Annotated in this window: 13 protein-coding genes and 2 pseudogenes; 7 read left to right on the forward strand and 8 right to left on the reverse strand. The window is 50.6% G+C overall.

Annotation, left to right across the window (positions count from 1 at the left end):
- Positions 1-388 precede the first annotated feature (388 nt).
- Positions 389-988, forward strand: coding sequence for a TetR/AcrR family transcriptional regulator (locus tag H2P46_RS17615; RefSeq protein WP_193406251.1), 600 nt, complete (start codon positions 389-391; stop codon positions 986-988).
- Positions 989-1,315: 327 nt separating this feature from the next.
- On the opposite strand, the gene H2P46_RS17620 is transcribed toward H2P46_RS17615, so the two are convergent.
- Both H2P46_RS17620 and H2P46_RS23275 read right to left on the reverse strand, forming a co-directional pair.
- Positions 1,316-2,659 carry an OprD family outer membrane porin gene (locus tag H2P46_RS17620; RefSeq protein WP_193406196.1) on the reverse strand — a complete coding sequence of 448 codons (1,344 nt, stop codon included), beginning with the start codon at positions 2,657-2,659 and terminating at the stop codon, positions 1,316-1,318.
- A 364-nt stretch (positions 2,660-3,023) separates the two neighbouring features.
- Positions 3,024-3,149 (reverse strand): hypothetical protein, encoded by a 126-nt coding sequence (locus H2P46_RS23275; RefSeq protein WP_275092438.1) that lies wholly within the window; start codon positions 3,147-3,149, stop codon positions 3,024-3,026.
- A 592-nt stretch (positions 3,150-3,741) separates the two neighbouring features.
- On the opposite strand from H2P46_RS23275, the gene surE reads away from it, so the two are divergent.
- Complete coding sequence (gene surE, locus H2P46_RS17625) at positions 3,742-4,617, forward strand: 5'/3'-nucleotidase SurE (protein WP_193406197.1); 876 nt, start codon at positions 3,742-3,744, stop codon at positions 4,615-4,617.
- A gap of 389 nt (positions 4,618-5,006) precedes the next feature.
- On the opposite strand, the gene H2P46_RS17630 is transcribed toward surE, so the two are convergent.
- The 6 genes and pseudogenes from H2P46_RS17630 to H2P46_RS17655 all read right to left on the reverse strand — a co-directional run bounded on the left by H2P46_RS17630 (position 5,007) and on the right by H2P46_RS17655 (position 11,197).
- Complete coding sequence (locus H2P46_RS17630) at positions 5,007-5,714, reverse strand: phage antirepressor KilAC domain-containing protein (RefSeq protein ID WP_193406198.1); 708 nt, start codon at positions 5,712-5,714, stop codon at positions 5,007-5,009.
- A gap of 196 nt (positions 5,715-5,910) precedes the next feature.
- Positions 5,911-6,783 carry a DeoR/GlpR family DNA-binding transcription regulator gene (locus H2P46_RS17635; RefSeq protein WP_193406199.1) on the reverse strand — a complete coding sequence of 291 codons (873 nt, stop codon included), beginning with the start codon at positions 6,781-6,783 and terminating at the stop codon, positions 5,911-5,913.
- A gap of 129 nt (positions 6,784-6,912) precedes the next feature.
- Complete coding sequence (locus H2P46_RS17640) at positions 6,913-7,866, reverse strand: D-ribose ABC transporter substrate-binding protein (RefSeq protein WP_193406200.1); 954 nt, start codon at positions 7,864-7,866, stop codon at positions 6,913-6,915.
- 65 nt (positions 7,867-7,931) lie between these two features.
- A pseudogene (locus H2P46_RS17645) lies at positions 7,932-8,985 on the reverse strand (ABC transporter permease).
- A 23-nt stretch (positions 8,986-9,008) separates the two neighbouring features.
- A pseudogene (locus H2P46_RS17650) lies at positions 9,009-10,547 on the reverse strand (sugar ABC transporter ATP-binding protein).
- Complete coding sequence (locus tag H2P46_RS17655) at positions 10,544-11,197, reverse strand: DUF2291 family protein (RefSeq protein ID WP_193406201.1); 654 nt, start codon at positions 11,195-11,197, stop codon at positions 10,544-10,546. Before H2P46_RS17655 ends, H2P46_RS17650 begins: the two are co-directional and overlap by 4 nt.
- A 465-nt stretch (positions 11,198-11,662) precedes the next feature.
- Here H2P46_RS17655 and H2P46_RS17660 point away from each other — a divergent pair, with 465 nt between their 5' ends.
- From H2P46_RS17660 to H2P46_RS17680, 5 genes are read left to right on the forward strand one after another with little or no spacing between them, the layout of a single operon-like run.
- The gene (locus tag H2P46_RS17660) at positions 11,663-13,222 is read left to right on the forward strand and encodes an FGGY-family carbohydrate kinase (protein ID WP_193406202.1); all 1,560 of its coding nucleotides are present in this window, start codon (positions 11,663-11,665) and stop codon (positions 13,220-13,222) included.
- Positions 13,223-13,266: 44 nt separating this feature from the next.
- On the forward strand, positions 13,267-14,802 hold the full coding sequence (locus H2P46_RS17665) for a glycerol-3-phosphate dehydrogenase (RefSeq protein ID WP_193406203.1): 1,536 nt from the start codon (positions 13,267-13,269) through the stop codon (positions 14,800-14,802).
- A gap of 10 nt (positions 14,803-14,812) precedes the next feature.
- A complete protein-coding gene (locus H2P46_RS17670; RefSeq protein WP_193406204.1) occupies positions 14,813-15,751 on the forward strand; it encodes a sugar phosphate isomerase/epimerase family protein in 939 nt (312 codons plus the stop codon).
- Between the two features lie 30 nt (positions 15,752-15,781).
- Complete coding sequence (locus H2P46_RS17675) at positions 15,782-16,216, forward strand: 6,7-dimethyl-8-ribityllumazine synthase (RefSeq protein WP_193406205.1); 435 nt, start codon at positions 15,782-15,784, stop codon at positions 16,214-16,216.
- Positions 16,217-16,223: 7 nt separating this feature from the next.
- Positions 16,224-17,180, forward strand: a complete 957-nt coding sequence (locus H2P46_RS17680) for a sugar-binding transcriptional regulator (RefSeq protein WP_193406206.1) — start codon at positions 16,224-16,226, stop codon at positions 17,178-17,180.
- The last annotated feature ends 143 nt before the right edge of the window (positions 17,181-17,323 follow it).

Below are 17,323 nucleotides of genomic sequence, written 5' to 3' on the forward strand. Positions count from 1 at the left end.
CTTAAAAATAAGAAAGGGGGAACAGAGTCCGAAAGGCGCATTTTCTGACTCATCCTTCAACGGAATAAAAGTAATCAGAAAACGGTTACACAGACTTAACACGAAGCGTCAGCAGGGAGTATTTGCGGAGTGGCGTTCTAAAATGACGATCATAAATTTTCATATTGCAAGTGGCGTAGCGTGATTACACTCACAAAATAAATAAACATATCATTGACTTTAGCTTCATTTTGTTCAATCGAATGTTCGTTCTAGTGATTTCAGCTTCTCGCGTTACTTTTTTACGAAGCAGGAATTAAAAAACGAAAGCGTGAGTACAAATTTGTGCCTTGCCGGACAACTCTTTTACAATGCCGGTAACAAGCCACCGAATTTATCTGGAAACGCAATGACGCTAAACGTAGTTCCCCCAACCCCTGAGCGCGTACTGATTGCGGCACGGCAATGTTTTTCCATCAATGGTTTTCATAGCACCTCAATGAAAACCATCTGTAAAACATGCAATATTAGTCCCGGTACGCTTTATCATCATTTTCCCTCCAAGGAAGCGTTAATTCAGGCTATTATCCTGGAAGATCAAGAACGTGCGATGATGCATTTTCGCGAACCCATTGCAGGAAAAGAGCTCGTGGATTATCTGGTTGCATCCTGTCTGCAGGTCACTGAAGAAGATCAGGCACAACGTGCATTGGTCGTGGAGATCATGGCAGAAGGGATGCGTAATGCTGAAGTTGCGAAGATGCTCGAAGAGAAATATCAGGCAATTACGGCTTTGCTGACCGAACGCCTAAAGGAAGCCAGACAGGCTGGCGTTATCGGTATGGCAGTTGATTTATCCTGTGCGGCAAGATTACTTTTAACCGTAACGTATGGCGCGATTGCGGGTGCAGAAGCGCTGGCAAAGGGCAACCGAGAGATATTTTCCACCACGCTGAAAAACATGTTTTGTGGGCTATTGCAAATTCCTTCACCGCTTCCTGCCACGTAACGACTACAGTTCCCACTGGGCCATGTCTGGGCAAAAATGGACGCGCGAGTTGGCCTGTGTGGCCGAAAGCGATCTGTCTGAAGATCCCGACAGGGCGGTAACAGGCTCACCGTCTGCTCGCGTTACTGCTCATTCGAAATAGCGACCACAATGCTATACATTTCAGTGATTTTCATCAGAGTTCAAAAATAAAAAACCTGATTTTCGACGGATGTCAGCAAATCAGGTTTTATCTGTCAGCGCAGCCATAAGCGGTTTTCGCCATCTGAGATTTTACTTCCTGGCTGAAATCTCAGCGGAGAAACGTAATTCGGCCTATTACGCGACTCAGAACATGCGGAAGCGGTATTCAATGCTCACTTCCGACCCAAGCGAGTGGGTCCGCATGTAGCGACCGTCCGTCAGCACCGGGGTTTTGCCGCTGCTTTTGTACGACCAGCCCGGACCAAACATCACCCACACCGTCAGGTTCTTTAGCTGCGGGTCGGAAGGTGCCCAGCGGCTGAAAACGCTGATTCCACCACTGCGTACGTGGTTGCCCTTGTAACTGAACTGGGCGATATTGCCCGACAGCCCCACTGCCAGTTCCGGCGTCAGCAGATAGTCCGATATATTCGCCAGTACCAGCTCCCCGTCGCGCATATAGTCATCGCCCGCATTGGCCATTGAGATAAAGGTGCCACGCGAGTTTTTGCTCATATGACGTGGATAAAAACCCACTTCATTAGCCTTTTTGGCATCGGTATAACCCATCCCCCACTTGCTACTCCAGCGATCAGCCTTCCAGGTGGCATCAAGGGCAAAGTGCCAGGCGTTATTGTCGAAGTCGCGTTTGTTTTCAGGCATGGCGGTATATTCATCGAGAGCGTAGGTAGCGTAGATTTGCGTGCCGATATTCAGCCGCTCGATGGGCCTGAAGTTAGTGAATAAGAGATGGCGGCGCAGATAGCTGTCGCTTTCACCGTAGCCGTACTGGACATCCAGCAACCGGCTTTTCCATAGCAGATCGCCGCTGGCAAGGTAATTGATATTGCGTCCAGTATTCGTCTGGAAGTGCTGCTTGTCCGGTGAGTTACGTTGCATCGAGTTTTCGATATACGCCCCGCGCAGAGTCAAATCGTCATAGCTTAGCGAGCTGCTCCAGCCGGAATAGGTGGTCGGTGACAGGCGCGTTGAAGTGGTGATAACACCGAAATTTTTCAGTACCTGCCAGCCCCAGCGGGCGTTGAGCTGTACATCCGCCACATCATATTTCAGCTTGATATTGCGCTGGCCGAATTTAGAAAATCCTCCGGCATTGCTTTTCTTATTTCCGCTGCCCTTATTATAAAGCACACCGCGAGAGTTAAAATAATCGCTGGCTCCCAGCTTAACGGCGCCATAATAGATGGCATCAACGCCGATTACATCGTCAAAATAGCCAGACTGATAATCAATCGCAACGCCCTGCCCCCAGACATTATGTACGTGTTTAGGTTTGGCATTGCCTTCATTCAGATATTTCCACTGGTTCATTAGTGATAGCGACATCGTTGAATCACGGAAAAATGGATCAGCGATAATATTATTTATCGCCGTATCTTGTTTAATATTATCATTCTTATCAGCAGCCCAGACTGACGCAGAGACACCGAGCGCAACAAGCGCCAAAGCAATGCGATTCAGGTTCATAATTATTACCCTAGCATAGAGCCACAGCGCGTTCTTACCGGCGAGCGTTAATAGCGAGCTGCGGCCAAACGGAATGAAATTAATGTTATTTTATTCGTCGTCGAATGCCTTTCCCTGCTTCGACGCATTTCAGCGCACCGATTTACGGCACCCTATAGCGAGCAAATTTAATAAAATATTTAGTTTTTGGTTATCACCTTATTAAAACCACTTTCAAAGCCATCGAAGAACACCCCGACCAGTCCGAGGAACTGATCACCGCGTTCCACCTGTTTTAAAATGATGGTCATGATTTCGTGCTGCTATGCGGCGGCGCTGGCATAGAAACGGTCCGACATGTCCCTGGTTCCTTCACCTAAACAGCCTATGCTACCTGTACGTTGTCGTGGATCAGCCGCAAACTGGCCCACACCTGATCGCTGTCGGGAACAGTAAACAGAGCATCTTTTAACAGTGCGAAATAGATGGTCACCGCATCATCAAAAGACATTACTGTCTTATTTTTACCGGATAGGTTGCAGCACTTACGACAACCATTAACTCTGTCAGCCGTTTTTCATTTATATTCTCCTTTTTATCCGCCGCCCAAAACAAAAAACCTACGTCATTTTTCGGGAGCGGTGATAACCGTTCGCGATATATGACATAGGTTTTGCCTGTATATACAGTAACAATCCAGTGACGGCGACAATATCATCAACGCCGATAAATCACACTCACTTTTTATGCCTGGAATTAATATCTGTGATCGTGTTCATATCGTAAATGGCGCATTAAATCTGAATATAAATATTTAATGCAAAACAGACTTCTATATAAACACTCGATTAACTGAAAGGCGTAAAAAATAATTTAATTTATTCTTTTAATATAAAAATTCTGTTTTATTTATTGAGCTTTGTCACAGAAAATAGCCTGTCTCTCTGGACGACAACAATTACTGGGCGTATTTTTATTGTCATCCTGGGATTGTTACTGAATGCAGGCAAAACCTAAGATATTTGTCGCAGCCGCGCTGTGTGCAAGTGTCTTAGGTTTTTTTTTGCGCCTATCAGGCCCTGACCATCACACAAGGAATACCAATGAAAACAAAAATACTCGCCGCCGCCCTGCTTTCTGCCTTCGCCTTCACCGCGCAGGCAGCATCGGCCCCGCTGAAGATTCTGATCGTCAATGACGACGGCTGCGAATCGCCAGGTAGCACCTCGCTGCAAGACAAGTTGACGGCTAAAGGCTATGACGTCTGGATGGTGGCCCCGGCCACTAATCAGAGTGGTATTGGCTCCGCCATTACCTTTAAAACCGGCAAGCTCTTCGATGTTAAAAAAGTCGCCAGCAAACGTTACTGCTTCCCCGGCACGCCAGCCGACGCCGTTGATTTCGGCCTGTGGGGGATATTGAAGAACGCCGCGCCAGATTTGGTTATCTCCGGGGTTAACGACGGCCCCAACACTGGCATGTCGCAGGTGAACTCCGGCACCGTCGGCGCCGCCGCACGCGCTGTACGCTATGGCTTTCCGGCGATTGCGGCCAGCATCGGTTACATCCTTACCGAAGATGAGATGAAAAATAAGTGGCCGAGCACCCAAAAATACTGGCCAGAATCGGTCGATTACGTGGTCAGTATGGTCGATAAGCTCAACGCTAAACACAAGGCGGGTACACCTCTACTGCCCAAAGGTTCTGGACTAAGCATTAATTACCCGGCGTTGGCAAAAGCAGACATCAAGGGCGTGCACTACATCGGTAACGAAGTATTCCCCACGCCGCAGATCGGCTATGAATTGTTGGCAGACGGCAAGGCAAAGCAGACCATGAACCCGGCTGCGCTGACATCGGTTCTGGACGACACTGACACCGGCTGGCTCAATAAGGGTTATATCACTTATACCCTCTTTGACGGCGTATGGAACGCCCCGCAGTTTCAGGCGCAATACGAAGCGCTGTTAAATAAATAAGCGAGTCATGCAATAACAGCTATCACTATATTTATAAGTCAAACCTGAGTGGCGGGCCTGGCTGGCGCTCAGGTTTTTTAATGCTGTTTCATCAATGGGTGCAGCGAGCGCGCTGCTTTTTTATGCGTTACGCGAAGGAGAACGTCACCATCCCCGCGGGAACAATCTGTTCCCCGGCAGAATATGTTTATCGGTCAGCAATTTAAAAAGCCAGCAACGCAGATCTTACTGACCTGCATTCGTTAACGAACGCGCCAGAATATATTCCGGCGCCCCGATTGCTACAGGTAAACAGCCGCATCGTCGCTTCGGTCATGAGAACGGCTTCCTCAGAAGGCAAAAACTCGCCATTTATATCTCTTTCAAAGAGAAGGAATTGCGTATCTGTTTTAAGCCGCCGCGCCTTTTGGCTGTAACGCGATATGCCCTGCCCACAAACTGGCAACCCATTTAACACCTTTCGCGGTGAAGCGTGCCTGAGAAAAAGCGTGCTGATTTTCACCAATACCGGAATGCAGAGTGAAATAGCCCGCCTGCAAATGATAATGCTGCGGTGTCAGTACACCATTAGCGCGATACATGATGTTACGCTCCAGCAAAAACTGCCGGAATTCCGGTTCCTTCGCCTTCAGCATTTTGCAAAGCTGACGAAAGCCTAGTGCGTCCTGAACGTCTACAAAACGGTCAAAAAATTCAGCCTTTGGGGCAAAGAGCGCCAGTTGCTGTTCTGCTGCCAGACGCTGTTCAAACTGTTCCGCCCAGGCACGTGCGGCGGCGGCAGGATTAGTAAAGTCCGGTAAATGCGCACTTTTCTCGCGATCCTGCCAGCGATCAAGCGCTTCTGCTGTGAATCCTGGAGAAAGTCGCGCAACGGCCAGTAAAGAGTCCCGTTTATTCAGGCAATATTCCTGACGCATTTCTCCTTCCCGCTCATAAACATTAACGCTTATGGGCTGCGAAAGACGTTGCGCAGCTTCCAGGCTTTTGATCAAACGCTTCACCTCACCATGAGTAATGCCGGTCATTTTAGCAATTTCACGGCTGCTCATCGTGATCGATTGATTCAGCGAATTGAGGTTTTCTGTCGACATCATCATAGGCATCACCATCTACTTACTCACACTAATACCCAGCGGGCAGCAGAAATAGTATACAAACACCTGTTCAAATATCCAGTATTTATTTTAATCAATTTCGTAACCCGGAACGGTTACGCGCAAAAAACATTACCAGGAGCGTGCATCTTGCTGTCAGCTCTGCCTGTTGTGTCATTCGCCTGCGAAAAGATGATGACTAAAAGTCATTCATTGATCTACTCACGCCGGGCAATTTCATTGGCGCCACAACGACATTAATACCTAAGTCCTGCAGGCGATGTAAAACGGGAACCGCTGTACCCTGGTTAACAATTACGGCATCGAATTCATTAAGATGGGCAAAGCTATGCAGCGCCCGACGTTCAAATTTGGTGTTATCCATCATTAATATACGTTTCTGCGCAGCGTCAAACATTGCGCGTTTAGTTTCGACCGTTTCTGCCGACTGGTGGAACACGGTGTCGTCAATGATTGCGGACATGCTGACGAAAAACATATCGGCGCGCAGACTGGCAATTTCATTGCGCGTCATGCGGCCCATAAAGGCATTACACCAGTTATGAAACTGGCCACCCAGGCCCAGCAGGGTAATATCGCGCACATTTTTTAATTCGCTCATCAGCGTCAGCGAATTAGTGATAACGGTTAAAGGCGCTTTGGCGGGAAGAAGACGTGCCATTTGCAGGACAGTGGTGGAATCATCCAGAAAGATGGCCTGCCCGGTTTCCAGATAACTTGCTGCTATCTCCGCTATCGCTTGTTTCTCCTCCAGCTGCCGCGTTGCGCGATAAATATCGCTGGCTTCCACCAGGCTGGTAGGTGTAGCAGAAACCACGCCGCGTGATTTATGCAGTAATCCACGCTCCACCATTTCATCAATGTCGCGGTGGGCGGTCATCAGGCTAATACCGAAGCGCTCAGTAATATCTTCAATGCGGATCGCACCTTCTGCCATTACGGCCTCTGCAATCAACTGGCGTCGCGCCAGCTGCCGCGCCTGTCGGCTGTCACTCGGTAAAGTTTCTGCCATGAATACGCCGAGAGAATTTTCTTGCAGGTTTTGCGCCATATATCATCCGGGATTACGAGAGAAAAATGCTATTTCGGCGCTAATTACACCGCCGAAACGACTATTTAGCAAATAGTGATGCGCGATAAAAAAAGGGCGCCGCAGCGCCCAATAACATCGTTCGCACCATTACTCAGATAAAACAAAAGGTGAAACAAACTTGTTGGCGTTTTCTTTGGTAATCAACACGCAGTCAAATAATTGTTTCTCTGCGGGTGCACCGGTTTTACCAGTTTTGAGGAAGCTGTCAGCCTGCTCAACCGCTTTCTGCGCAAACTGCGCGACCGGCTGCATCACGGTATAGGCCAGCGTACCGGCTTTCACAGCATCCACCGCATCCGGGGAACCATCAAAACCGCCAACTTTTACCTGATTCAGTTTGCCCGCTTCTTTCAGGGCGGCGATAGCACCCAGCGCCATTTCGTCATTACCGCTGATCACCCCTTTGATATTGGGATTGGCCTGTAACAGCGATTGCATTTTGTTAAAGCCTTGCGTCCGATCCCAGTTCGCCACTTCTTTACCAACCTTTTTCAGATATGGATATTGTGACAATACCGTTTCAAAACCGTTGGCACGAGTAGCGGCATTGTTATCTGAAGGCGGGCCAACCAGCTCAACATAATTGGCGCTGTCACCGACCTGTTTTACCCATTCCATCGCACCTACAGCTGCACCTTGTGCGTTATTAGACACTAACTGCGCTTTTGCCAGGCCACTTTGGTTCAGCTCGGCATTGATTACAAATACCGGAATGTGAGCAGCGATAGCTTTTTTAACCGAGCCGATAGAGCCGTCGGCGTTCGCCGGATCCAGAATGATAGCTTTAGACTTATTGGTGATCGCAGTATCAATTAGCTGACTCTCAGTATTGGCATCCCCCTTATGGGCGCTGACTTTGGCGCTGTAACCCAGCTTTTCCGCCGCTTTCTGGGCAACCTGCCCTTCGGCCAGCCAGTAAGGGTTGGAAGGATCGTTAACGATAATGGTCATCAAGCCATTATCTGCCCAGGTGGGTATTGCAAATACTGTTGCAGCGGCGGCGGCCGCCGCCAGAATGAAACGCTTGCTGTTAATGAACATATTGTTGCTCCGTTATTATTGGGGGGTACAGGTTTACGGGTTCACTCCCGCGCAGGGAGTGAGATTTATCGTCCGCGCCGACCGTATTGCAGCGTGTTAAGCAACACGGCCAGCACAATGACCGCGCCAGTAAATACCGTCTGCCAGTAAGCAGAAACACCGATAATCACCAGACCATCAGAAAGAAAACCGATGACGAATGCGCCGAGCAGTGTGCCGCGCACATTGCCGCGTCCTCCCGTCAATGCTGCGCCACCGATTACCACGGCAGCTATTGCCGTCAGTTAATAAGTTGTCCCCGCCGTTGGACCGGCTGACGTAAGCTGAGAAGAAAGCACCAACCCAGCCATCGCAGCACAAATGCCCGAAAGCACGTAAACGCTAACCTTGATGCGTTTAACCGGTACGCCGGACAGATCCGCCGCGCGCTCATTACCGCCCGAGGCATACAGCCAGCGGCCAAAAGCTGAACGGCTGAGCAAGAAGCCACAGGCCAGCGCAACCACCCCGAGTACCAGAACACCCACCGGAATGTTGAAAATACGATTGAATCCCAGCCAGTCGAATCCCGTATTGCCCAGCGCTTCGCTGCCCGACAACTTGTTGTAAGTCAGGCCATTCGTCATCAGCAGCGCAACGCCGCGTGCGACATACAGCGAACCCAGGGTGGCAACAAAGGCCGGTACGCGACACCATGCGATCAGGATCCCGTTCACTAATCCCACCAGCGCGCCCATTGCCAGCGTTAGAATGGCAACCGCCCACACCGGCAGATAAAGCACCACGCCCAGCGCTTCCAGATTAACGCCTTGCATCAAAAAACCCGCGAAAACGCCCGCCAGGCCGAGCGTTGAGCCAACCGAAAGGTCAATGCCGCCATTCAAAATAACCAGTAACATGCCAATGGCAGGTAAGCCAAAAATAGCTATATGTGACGCCATAGTGAGAAAGTTGGCACCGGTAAAATAGTTTGGTGAAAGAAAAGGTTGCGATAATAATCAATAAGGCGATGAAGGCGCGCCCTTCAAGCAGCAGGTGTGCCACATTCATGCCTTTTGACGCATTCGCTTTTTTGGCGACGGGCGGCGTTGCGCTCAGCGTCTGGCTTCTGTCTGTCATGTTTTTTGCTCCGTTTTTCATCGTCATGCCACCAGAGATTCGCCCGAGGCGGCCATAATGCGTTCTTTGGTTACGCTGGAATCGAAGATGGCTGAGATCCGCCCTTTGCTCATCACCACAATGCGATGGGCAATACTCAGGCATTCGCCGACTTCGGAAGTGGTGTAGATCACCGCTAAGCCCTTTTTGGCGTTGTCAGCCAGCAGACGAAACACTTCGGCTTTAGCGCCAATATCAATACCGCGGCTGGGTTCATCCAACAGAATGATTTTGGGACGAGTCGCGAGCATTTTGCCGATCACCACTTTCTGTTGGTTACCACCGGAAAGCGAACCAATCGCGGCCTCACCACCGGCGGTTTTCACCGTGACGTTGCGGATGCCGTCGTTGATGAGCTGTTTTTCACGACGCGTTGAAAGTATCAGCCCACGTACGAAGTCGCTGATACTGGCAAGAGAAAGGTTTTCACCGACGGTCATGGTCTGGACTAAACCGTCGCGTTGGCGATCTTAAGGCACCAGCGCCAACCCCCCCGCGATACGCTGTGAAATTGACAGGCTGGAAACGTCGTCGTTTTCTAAAAGAATGCTGCCGCTGGACTGGTGTAAACGTCCCGCCACGCATTCCATCAATTCTGTGCGGCCTGCGCCCATTAAGCCGTAAATGCAGACGATTTCCCCGGCGCGAACATTAAGAGAAACGTTGTCCACCAATTTGATACCCGCCTCGCCTTTTACGGTCAGATCTTTGACCTCTAGCGCGGTATGTCCAAATTCGTAGCCCTGGGGTGAGGAGCCAAGATCAAAGTGGTCGCCAACCATGTTGCGCACAATCCATTCAAGATTGATTTCATCGCGTTTGGCATACGCCGTCATTACGCCATCACGCAGCACCCCCGCACGGTCGGTAATTTCCAGCGCTTCTTCAAGATGATGCGAAATATAGACAATCGCCACGCCTTGACTGGTCAGGTCGCGGATTACCTGAAACAGCACTTCAACTTCTGCTGCGCTCAAGGCAGAAGTTGGCTCATCCATAATCAGGATTTGCGAGTTCACCGATAATGCGCGTGCAATTTCAACAATTTGCTGCTGACCCAGACGCAAATTTTCAACGGGGGTTAACGGATCGATCTCTTCTTCAAGCGCCTCCATCAGATGGCGGGTAATCCGCGCTTCTTCGGCGTAATCTACCCCGCCGGGTTTCATAATTTCCCGGCCAATAAAGATGTTGTCGCGGACGTTCATGTTTGGGGCAAGGTTAAGTTCCTGATGAATGATTGAGATGCCACAATCGCGCGCTTCTGTGGCGGAATGAAACACCTTGTTCTCGCCATTCAGCACAATCTCTCCTGCGCTAGGGTTGATCACCCCGGAAAGGATTTTCATCAGCGTCGATTTGCCTGCGCCGTTTTCACCAAACAGCGTGGTGACTTCACTACGGCGAATTTCAAAATTGACCTCTTTCAACGCATGGGTAGAGCCATAGACTTTGCTGATGTTCCGCGCTTCAAGGATCACTTCCCCTTTTAACAACGCCGGATTAACTTTGAACTGGCTCATTTCACCTCCAGACTAACCGGGGTTACCATCCAGTTTTTGGGATTAAGCAAACGAAATACCCCAACCACCTGCACCGTTTTACCGGGTAAGGCATCACGATCCACTTTGTCTAATACCGCCTTTTTCATCGCGCGATTAATGGCAGAACCCGCATTCTGATATTCGATCTGATTAGTGAAATCACCGAACTGGATTTTGCCGGTTGCATCACGTAAATCGGTGCCGGTAATCGCCGGACCGGTTTGCATTCTTACCTGAATTTCTTGCGGCATATTCGCCACTTTCAACGTGTAAATGCCCATCTGTCCCTGTTCGACTACCCCTTCTAATTTGACAGGCAATACCGGTAGCGGCGCACCCACGCCATATTTTTTCGCCGCCTCTTGCTGATTAGCCAGCACTGCCTCAGCCAGCGTTTTGGCGTCAACCGCACGTGAGATGACATCTTTCTTAATATCAGGAAAGTTTTTATTGCCATACGTGTCCGGCGAAAAAGCCTGCTCCTGCACATCATTGGCAGACCCTATTTTGACCACTTTGGTATCCAGTGCCATTGCACCGATGACCGCAATAACAGCGATGCCAATGAAGGTGTAGCGCCGTAAACGGCGACGTGAAATCTGGCGCGTAAGGGTAGAGACATCGGACATAACGTTGACCTCTCAGGCTGTTTAACAAGCGATATAAACCGCCCTAAATGTTATAAATATGATAACTACTCTGGAGAGGATTGTGCTGATATGGTTAAGTTGTCAACAGCCAGCCACGTTTTTTTTGCAGAGAGAGATCTGGATCGCTTATTTCTTCCGTATTCCGGGAATATAAATTAATCCATTGAGTTATAAACATTATTTACCAAATCCCATTTAGGTAACCTTCATTGTACCGGCGATGAAATGTGATCATCCTCGCTAAACAAAATGAAATATATTCCTTGACCCGAAAAATAATACGATTTGAGTGTTATCTCAGTGAGATGTGGTGTATGTAATTAATTATCAAAATCATCACATGTTGTTAACAGCGTTTCCCTCTCAGGAACGCAAAAAGCGGGATAGCAATGAAAAACTTTTTTCTTACCGGTAAAGGGCTACCGCAATGGCGAGGAGGTGTGCATGGATAATCGCGACATTATTCTGGGTGTGGATTCCGGCACTTCTGTGGTTAAAGCGGTAGCGTTTGATCTTGAAGGCGTACAGCTTGGCTGCGCTTCAGTACGCAATAGTTATTACCGTGGCGAAGGTGGCGCAGCACAACAATCCATGACGCAAACCTGGCAGGATGCGGTGACCGCAATCCGCAAGCTTGCCGGGCGCGTCGATAATTTATCTGAACGCGTAGTAGCCGTTGCTGTGACCGCCCAGGGCAATGGTAGCTGGCTGGTCGGGGCCAATAACCAGCCCGTTGGCGATGCCTGGATTTGGCTGGATGCGCGTGCGGCACCGACGGTTGAACGCCTGAATCAGTCTGAGCTTGCCCGTGCCCGCTTTGAAGCAACCGGAACCGGTCTGACTACTTGCCAGCAAAGTTCACAGCTTGCCCATATGGATCTTCATTATCATGGACTGCTGGACAGTTGCGAAGTCGCGCTGCACTGCAAAGACTGGCTGTATCTGAATCTGACGGGGGTGCGCGCCACGGATCCTTCTGAAGCCAGCTACACGTTTGGTAATTTTCGCCATCAGCGTTATGACGACACCGTGATTGCTTCACTTGAGCTGGAACATCGCCGCCATTTGCTACCTGAAATTATTGATGGAAGTCAAATCACGCATCCGCTCACGCCTGAAGCAGCAGCCTTAACCGGCTTACGGGCGGGTACGCCAGTCTGTCTGGGTTATGTCGATATGGCAATGACCGCGCTAGGGGCAGGCGTGCATACCGGCGAGGCCAATACGGCGTGTTCGATTGTCGGTTCAACGGGCGTACATCTGCGTGCGGTGGCGATTGAGGACGTCTGGCTCAATCCTGCTCAGACCGGCTACATTATTCCGCTGCCGTGGCCGGGTTTTGTCACCCAAGTACAGTCCAATATGGCCTCAACATTGAATCTTGACTGGTTACTCAATGTGGCAAGCGAACTGCTCAAAAGTTTTGGCTGCGAAACCGATCACGCCAGACTGGTGGAGCATATTGGCCGTTGGTTGAGTGAAGCGCAACCCGGTAGCTTGCTTTATCACCCTTATATTTCCGAAGCCGGTGAACGCGGCCCGTTTGTGAATGCTGAAGCCCGCGCCAGCTTTGTCGGGTTGAGTTACAACCATCAATTTGGCGATATGGTTCGTGCGGTGGTTGAAGGCATTGGTATGGCAGCACGCGACTGTTATCAGGCGATGGGTGGCGCAATGCCCGGTGAGCTACGGCTTACTGGCGGTGCCATTCGTTCGGTCCAGCTTCGGCAAATATTGTCTGCCTGCGTTGGCGTGCCGGTACGGAGTAGCCATCGTGAAGAAGCAGGCGCAGCGGGGGCTGCGATGATGGCGGCTGTCGCCATTGGTGCTTATCCAACCATGCAGCGCTGTGTTGAAACCTGGGTAACGCCTTTACTCGATACCCCTGAAGCGCCGCCATCCGAACTGGTTGCACGCTATCAACACTTATTCTCCAGCTATCAACAAATCCGCAACGATCTGCCATCTGTCTGGCATCAACTGAAACAGTCATTCGCAGGCTGAATATGTTTTTGGTCGAACCGGGTTCGTCCATACAGGAGTCAATAATGAGTGAAAATATTCTGGATTTATTTGTTATCGGTGGCGGCATTAATGGCGCGGGCATTGCCCGCGATGCGGCGGGTCGCGGATTAACGGTGATGATGTGTGAGAAAGACGATCTGGCGCAAGGCACTTCGTCGCGCTCTGGCAAGCTGGTGCACGGGGGGCTGCGCTATCTTGAATATTACGAATTCCGCTTAGTACGTGAAGCGCTTATTGAACGTGAAGTGCTGCTTAATTCCGCGCCGCACATTATTTGGCCGATGCGCTTTGTATTGCCGCACAGTCCGATTGATCGCCCTGCCTGGCTGGTCCGGCTCGGCTTGTTTCTGTATGACCATCTTGGTGGTCGCCAGAAATTGCCGGGTACGCGCTCGTTAAATTTAGCGCGTGATCCGGAGGGTGCGCCGTTGCTGGATCAGTATCAAAAAGGCTTCGAATATTCAGATTGCTGGGTAGATGATGCGCGTCTGGTCACGCTCAACGCCCTGGATGCCGCCGAACGCGGCGCAACCATTTTACCGCGCACGCGCTGCCTTGCTGCGACCCGAAAAGACGGCAAATGGGAAATTACGTTGCAAGATGAAGCCAGCGGAGAGCAGCGTACCGTGTTAGCGCGCGTGTTGGTCAATGCAGCCGGACCCTGGGTGTTGGACATCGTTAACCAGGTGACCCATACCCGCAGCAACCGCAGCGTGCGTCTGGTGAAGGGTTCGCACATTATTGTGCCTAAGTTCTGGGAAGGTCAGCAGGCATATTTGGTACAGAACAAGGATAAGCGCGTCATTTTTATCAATCCGTATGAAGGCGACAAAGCGCTGATCGGCACCACGGATATTCCGTGGGAAGGCAAAGCCGAAGCGGTGACCGCTGATGATAGCGAACAGCAATACCTTATTGATGTGGTTAACCGTTATTTCAAAGTGAAACTTACGCCGGGCGATGTCATAACCCGTTTTTCCGGCGTACGACCGCTGTTTGATGACGGTAAAGGCAACCCGTCGGCGGTGACGCGCGACTATGTGTTTGATCTCGACGATCAGCAAAACGCCCCGCTGCTCCACGTATTTGGCGGTAAAATTACCACATTCCGCAAACTGGCCGAACACGCGCTGCAAAAGCTGGCGCCTTTCTTCCCAACGATGGGACCAGACTGGACGCGCAGCGCCACCTTGCCCGGCGGCGAAATCGCTAACGCCGACTTCTACAGTTTTCTGCAGCAGGTTAAATCCCAGTATCCCTGGCTTCCTCAGCCGCTACGTAAACATTATGCACGTCTGTACGGTGCCCGCTTAATGCAGCTTTTAGGAAATGCCAGTGAACTGGCTGATTTAGGACGTCACTTTGGCGGCCTTCTATATGAAATCGAAGTCCGTTATCTGGTTGAGAAAGAGTGGGCACAGCAGGCAGAAGATGTGATTTGGCGGCGCACCAAACATAAATTACATCTGAGTGAAGAACAGCAGCAGGCATTTACGCAATGGTTTGATGCCACGTTCGTCACCATACCACCTCAGCCTCTACGCGCGCACGCAGGATAAGGAGAGACTCATGCCGTTAACGCTTTCTCTGAATACTAATCCTCTGGTTAACCGCTTCGCTGATCCGGAAGATTTGATTTATACCGTCGCGCAGCAAATTCGCATTCGCGACCTGCAGCTCACGCATGAATTTATTAATCCTTCCTGGGCCGCGCCAACGATTACGCAAATGGCGCGCCGGATGAAAAAGGCGATGAGCGAAACCGGTGTATGTGTCACCTCTGGTATGACCGGGCCTTATGGCCGGCTGAATCATTTCGGGCATCCCGATGCGGATGTGCGGCGCTATTACATTAACTGGTTTAAAACTTTTGCCGATATTACGGCTGAACTTGGTGGCAAAGCGATAGGATCACAGTTCGCCATTTTTACCTATAAAGATTTTAATGACGTCACGCGACGTGAAGAGCTGATAGCCATCGCAATTGACTGCTGGGCAGAGGTCGCCCAGCACGCCAAATCGGCGGGCCTGGAGTATTTATTTTGGGAACCGATGAGCATAGGGCGTGAATTCGGCGAAACGATCCCGGCGAGTCTGGCATTGCAACAGCGCTTAAGCCAGGCGCCTTTGGCATTGCCAATGTGGATGATGGCCGATATTGATCACGGCGATGTAACGTCTGACGATCCGCGCGACTACGATCCCTATGCTTGGGCTGAAGCCGTGCCGCGCTATTCACCCATTATCCATATAAAACAAAGTATGATGGATAAAGGCGGGCACAGACCCTTTACATTACAGTATAATGCAGCCGGTCGAATCCAACCGGCTCCGCTACTTGAAGCATTAGCTAAAGGCGGTGCGCAGAATAATGAGATTTGCCTGGAGTTAAGCTTTAAAGAACGCGAGCCCACCGACAGTCAGGTGGTCGCAGATATTGCCGAGAGCGTTGCCTTCTGGGCCGATCATATTGATTCGGGGGTACAGGATCTCCATTTGGTCCGCTAACCCGTTATGTCACTTTTACTGGAGTAAGTCATGCAGCCGTTGAAAGTCGCCTTTATCAAAGCAAACTGGCACAGCGAAATCGTTTCTCAGGCCCTGGTTGGGTTTGAGCAGGAACTTGAAAGCCGTGGAACGTCATTCGAGATTAAAACGTGGGACGTTCCGGGCGCTTTTGAAATGCCGCTGCTGGCTCAACGGCTGGCGCAAACGGGTAAGTTCGATGCCATTGTCTGTGCTGCGCTGGTGGTTGATGGCGGCATTTACCGTCACGACTTCGTTGCACAAGCAGTCGTAAGCGGACTGATGCAGGCGCAGCTGACCACCAACGTGCCGGTCTTTTCTGTGTCACTGACGCCACATAACTTCCAGCCAGCCGATGAGTTCATCAATTTCTATACCGAACATTTCGTGAAGAAAGGCAAAGAAGCCGCTCGCGCTGTAAGCCAAATTCACGCACTGGCTATCTGATTTTTTTATGAAGTCTCCCGTTTCCACTGACAGCGATGAGTCGCTCGCTATCCGCGCGGCCTGGTTGCATTATGTCGGCGGTTATACGCAGGCTGACGTAGCAAAGCGCCTTGGGCTGCCTTCGGTTAAAACCCATCGATTAATTGCGCGAGTGGTAGCAGAAGGCGCAGTAAAAGTTTCGATTGACGGCGATATTGTCGCTTGTGTGGAGCTGGAGAACCAGCTGCGTGAACGTCACGGGCTGCGCTTTTGCCGTGTTGCTCCAGATCTGGGCGAAGCAGGATTGCCGGTGCGTGCGCTGGGTATGGCTGGAGCAGATTACCTGCGCAACCTGCTCAGTTCCGCGCAATCAACTACGCTGGGTTTAGGGCATGGACGGACCCTCTCTGCCGCCATTCATCAGTTACCGCGGCTTGATGCGCAACATATCCGCTTCGTCTCGTTGCTGGGATGCCTGACGCGTCATTACGCCCTCAATCCACACGATGTTATGCACCGCATTGCCGAAAAAACCGGTGCGCAGGCGTATATGATGCCAGTGCCTTTTTTTGCTAATACCGAAGAAGATCGCGACGTATTGCTGGCTCAACGCGGCGTCAGCGAAGTATTTGCGATGGCGGCCCAAAGCGAAGTGAAACTGGTGGGAATCGGAACAGTGGAGCCGGCCGCACAGCTGGTAGAAGCCGGCATGATAGAAGAGACGGAAATTCGAGATATTTCAGCGTCCGGTGGTGTGGGAGAATTGCTCGGTCATTTTTTTGATGCCCGTGGGCAGATGATCCATAACAGTCTGACCGCCCGTACGCTGGCTGTTTCGTTTGATATTCGCCGCCGTGATGAGATTGTTGCGCTGGCAGGAGGCATATCGAAAATCCCGGCTATCCGTGCGGTATTGGCCAGCGGGCTGCTCACCGGTTTGATTACTGATGAGCTGACGGCACAAACATTGTTAGCTGCGCTCTGATCCACAACCAGTTCTGCAAATTTTTTCAAAACCTAAAAAAACGATTTTCTAAATTGCGCAGAATCAGCACAAAACGTCCTCCGGTTGTCTTAGGGAGATGTCATCTCTCTGCCCGCCAAATCACTATAGGCATCACTGAATAA

The organism is Mixta mediterraneensis (assembly GCF_014946725.1).
GTDB lineage: Bacteria > Pseudomonadota > Gammaproteobacteria > Enterobacterales > Enterobacteriaceae > Pantoea > Pantoea mediterraneensis.

Coding starts and splice junctions, on each gene's coding strand:
- H2P46_RS17615 (WP_193406251.1), top strand. CDS start 389: ATGACGCTAAACGTAGTTCCCCCAACCCCTGAGCGCGTACTGATTGCG.
- H2P46_RS17620 (WP_193406196.1), bottom strand. CDS start 2,659: ATGAACCTGAATCGCATTGCTTTGGCGCTTGTTGCGCTCGGTGTCTCT.
- H2P46_RS23275 (WP_275092438.1), bottom strand. CDS start 3,149: ATGTCTTTTGATGATGCGGTGACCATCTATTTCGCACTGTTAAAAGAT.
- surE (WP_193406197.1), top strand. CDS start 3,742: ATGAAAACAAAAATACTCGCCGCCGCCCTGCTTTCTGCCTTCGCCTTC.
- H2P46_RS17630 (WP_193406198.1), bottom strand. CDS start 5,714: ATGATGATGTCGACAGAAAACCTCAATTCGCTGAATCAATCGATCACG.
- H2P46_RS17635 (WP_193406199.1), bottom strand. CDS start 6,783: ATGGCGCAAAACCTGCAAGAAAATTCTCTCGGCGTATTCATGGCAGAA.
- H2P46_RS17640 (WP_193406200.1), bottom strand. CDS start 7,866: ATGTTCATTAACAGCAAGCGTTTCATTCTGGCGGCGGCCGCCGCCGCT.
- H2P46_RS17655 (WP_193406201.1), bottom strand. CDS start 11,197: ATGTCCGATGTCTCTACCCTTACGCGCCAGATTTCACGTCGCCGTTTA.
- H2P46_RS17660 (WP_193406202.1), top strand. CDS start 11,663: ATGGATAATCGCGACATTATTCTGGGTGTGGATTCCGGCACTTCTGTG.
- H2P46_RS17665 (WP_193406203.1), top strand. CDS start 13,267: ATGAGTGAAAATATTCTGGATTTATTTGTTATCGGTGGCGGCATTAAT.
- H2P46_RS17670 (WP_193406204.1), top strand. CDS start 14,813: ATGCCGTTAACGCTTTCTCTGAATACTAATCCTCTGGTTAACCGCTTC.
- H2P46_RS17675 (WP_193406205.1), top strand. CDS start 15,782: ATGCAGCCGTTGAAAGTCGCCTTTATCAAAGCAAACTGGCACAGCGAA.
- H2P46_RS17680 (WP_193406206.1), top strand. CDS start 16,224: ATGAAGTCTCCCGTTTCCACTGACAGCGATGAGTCGCTCGCTATCCGC.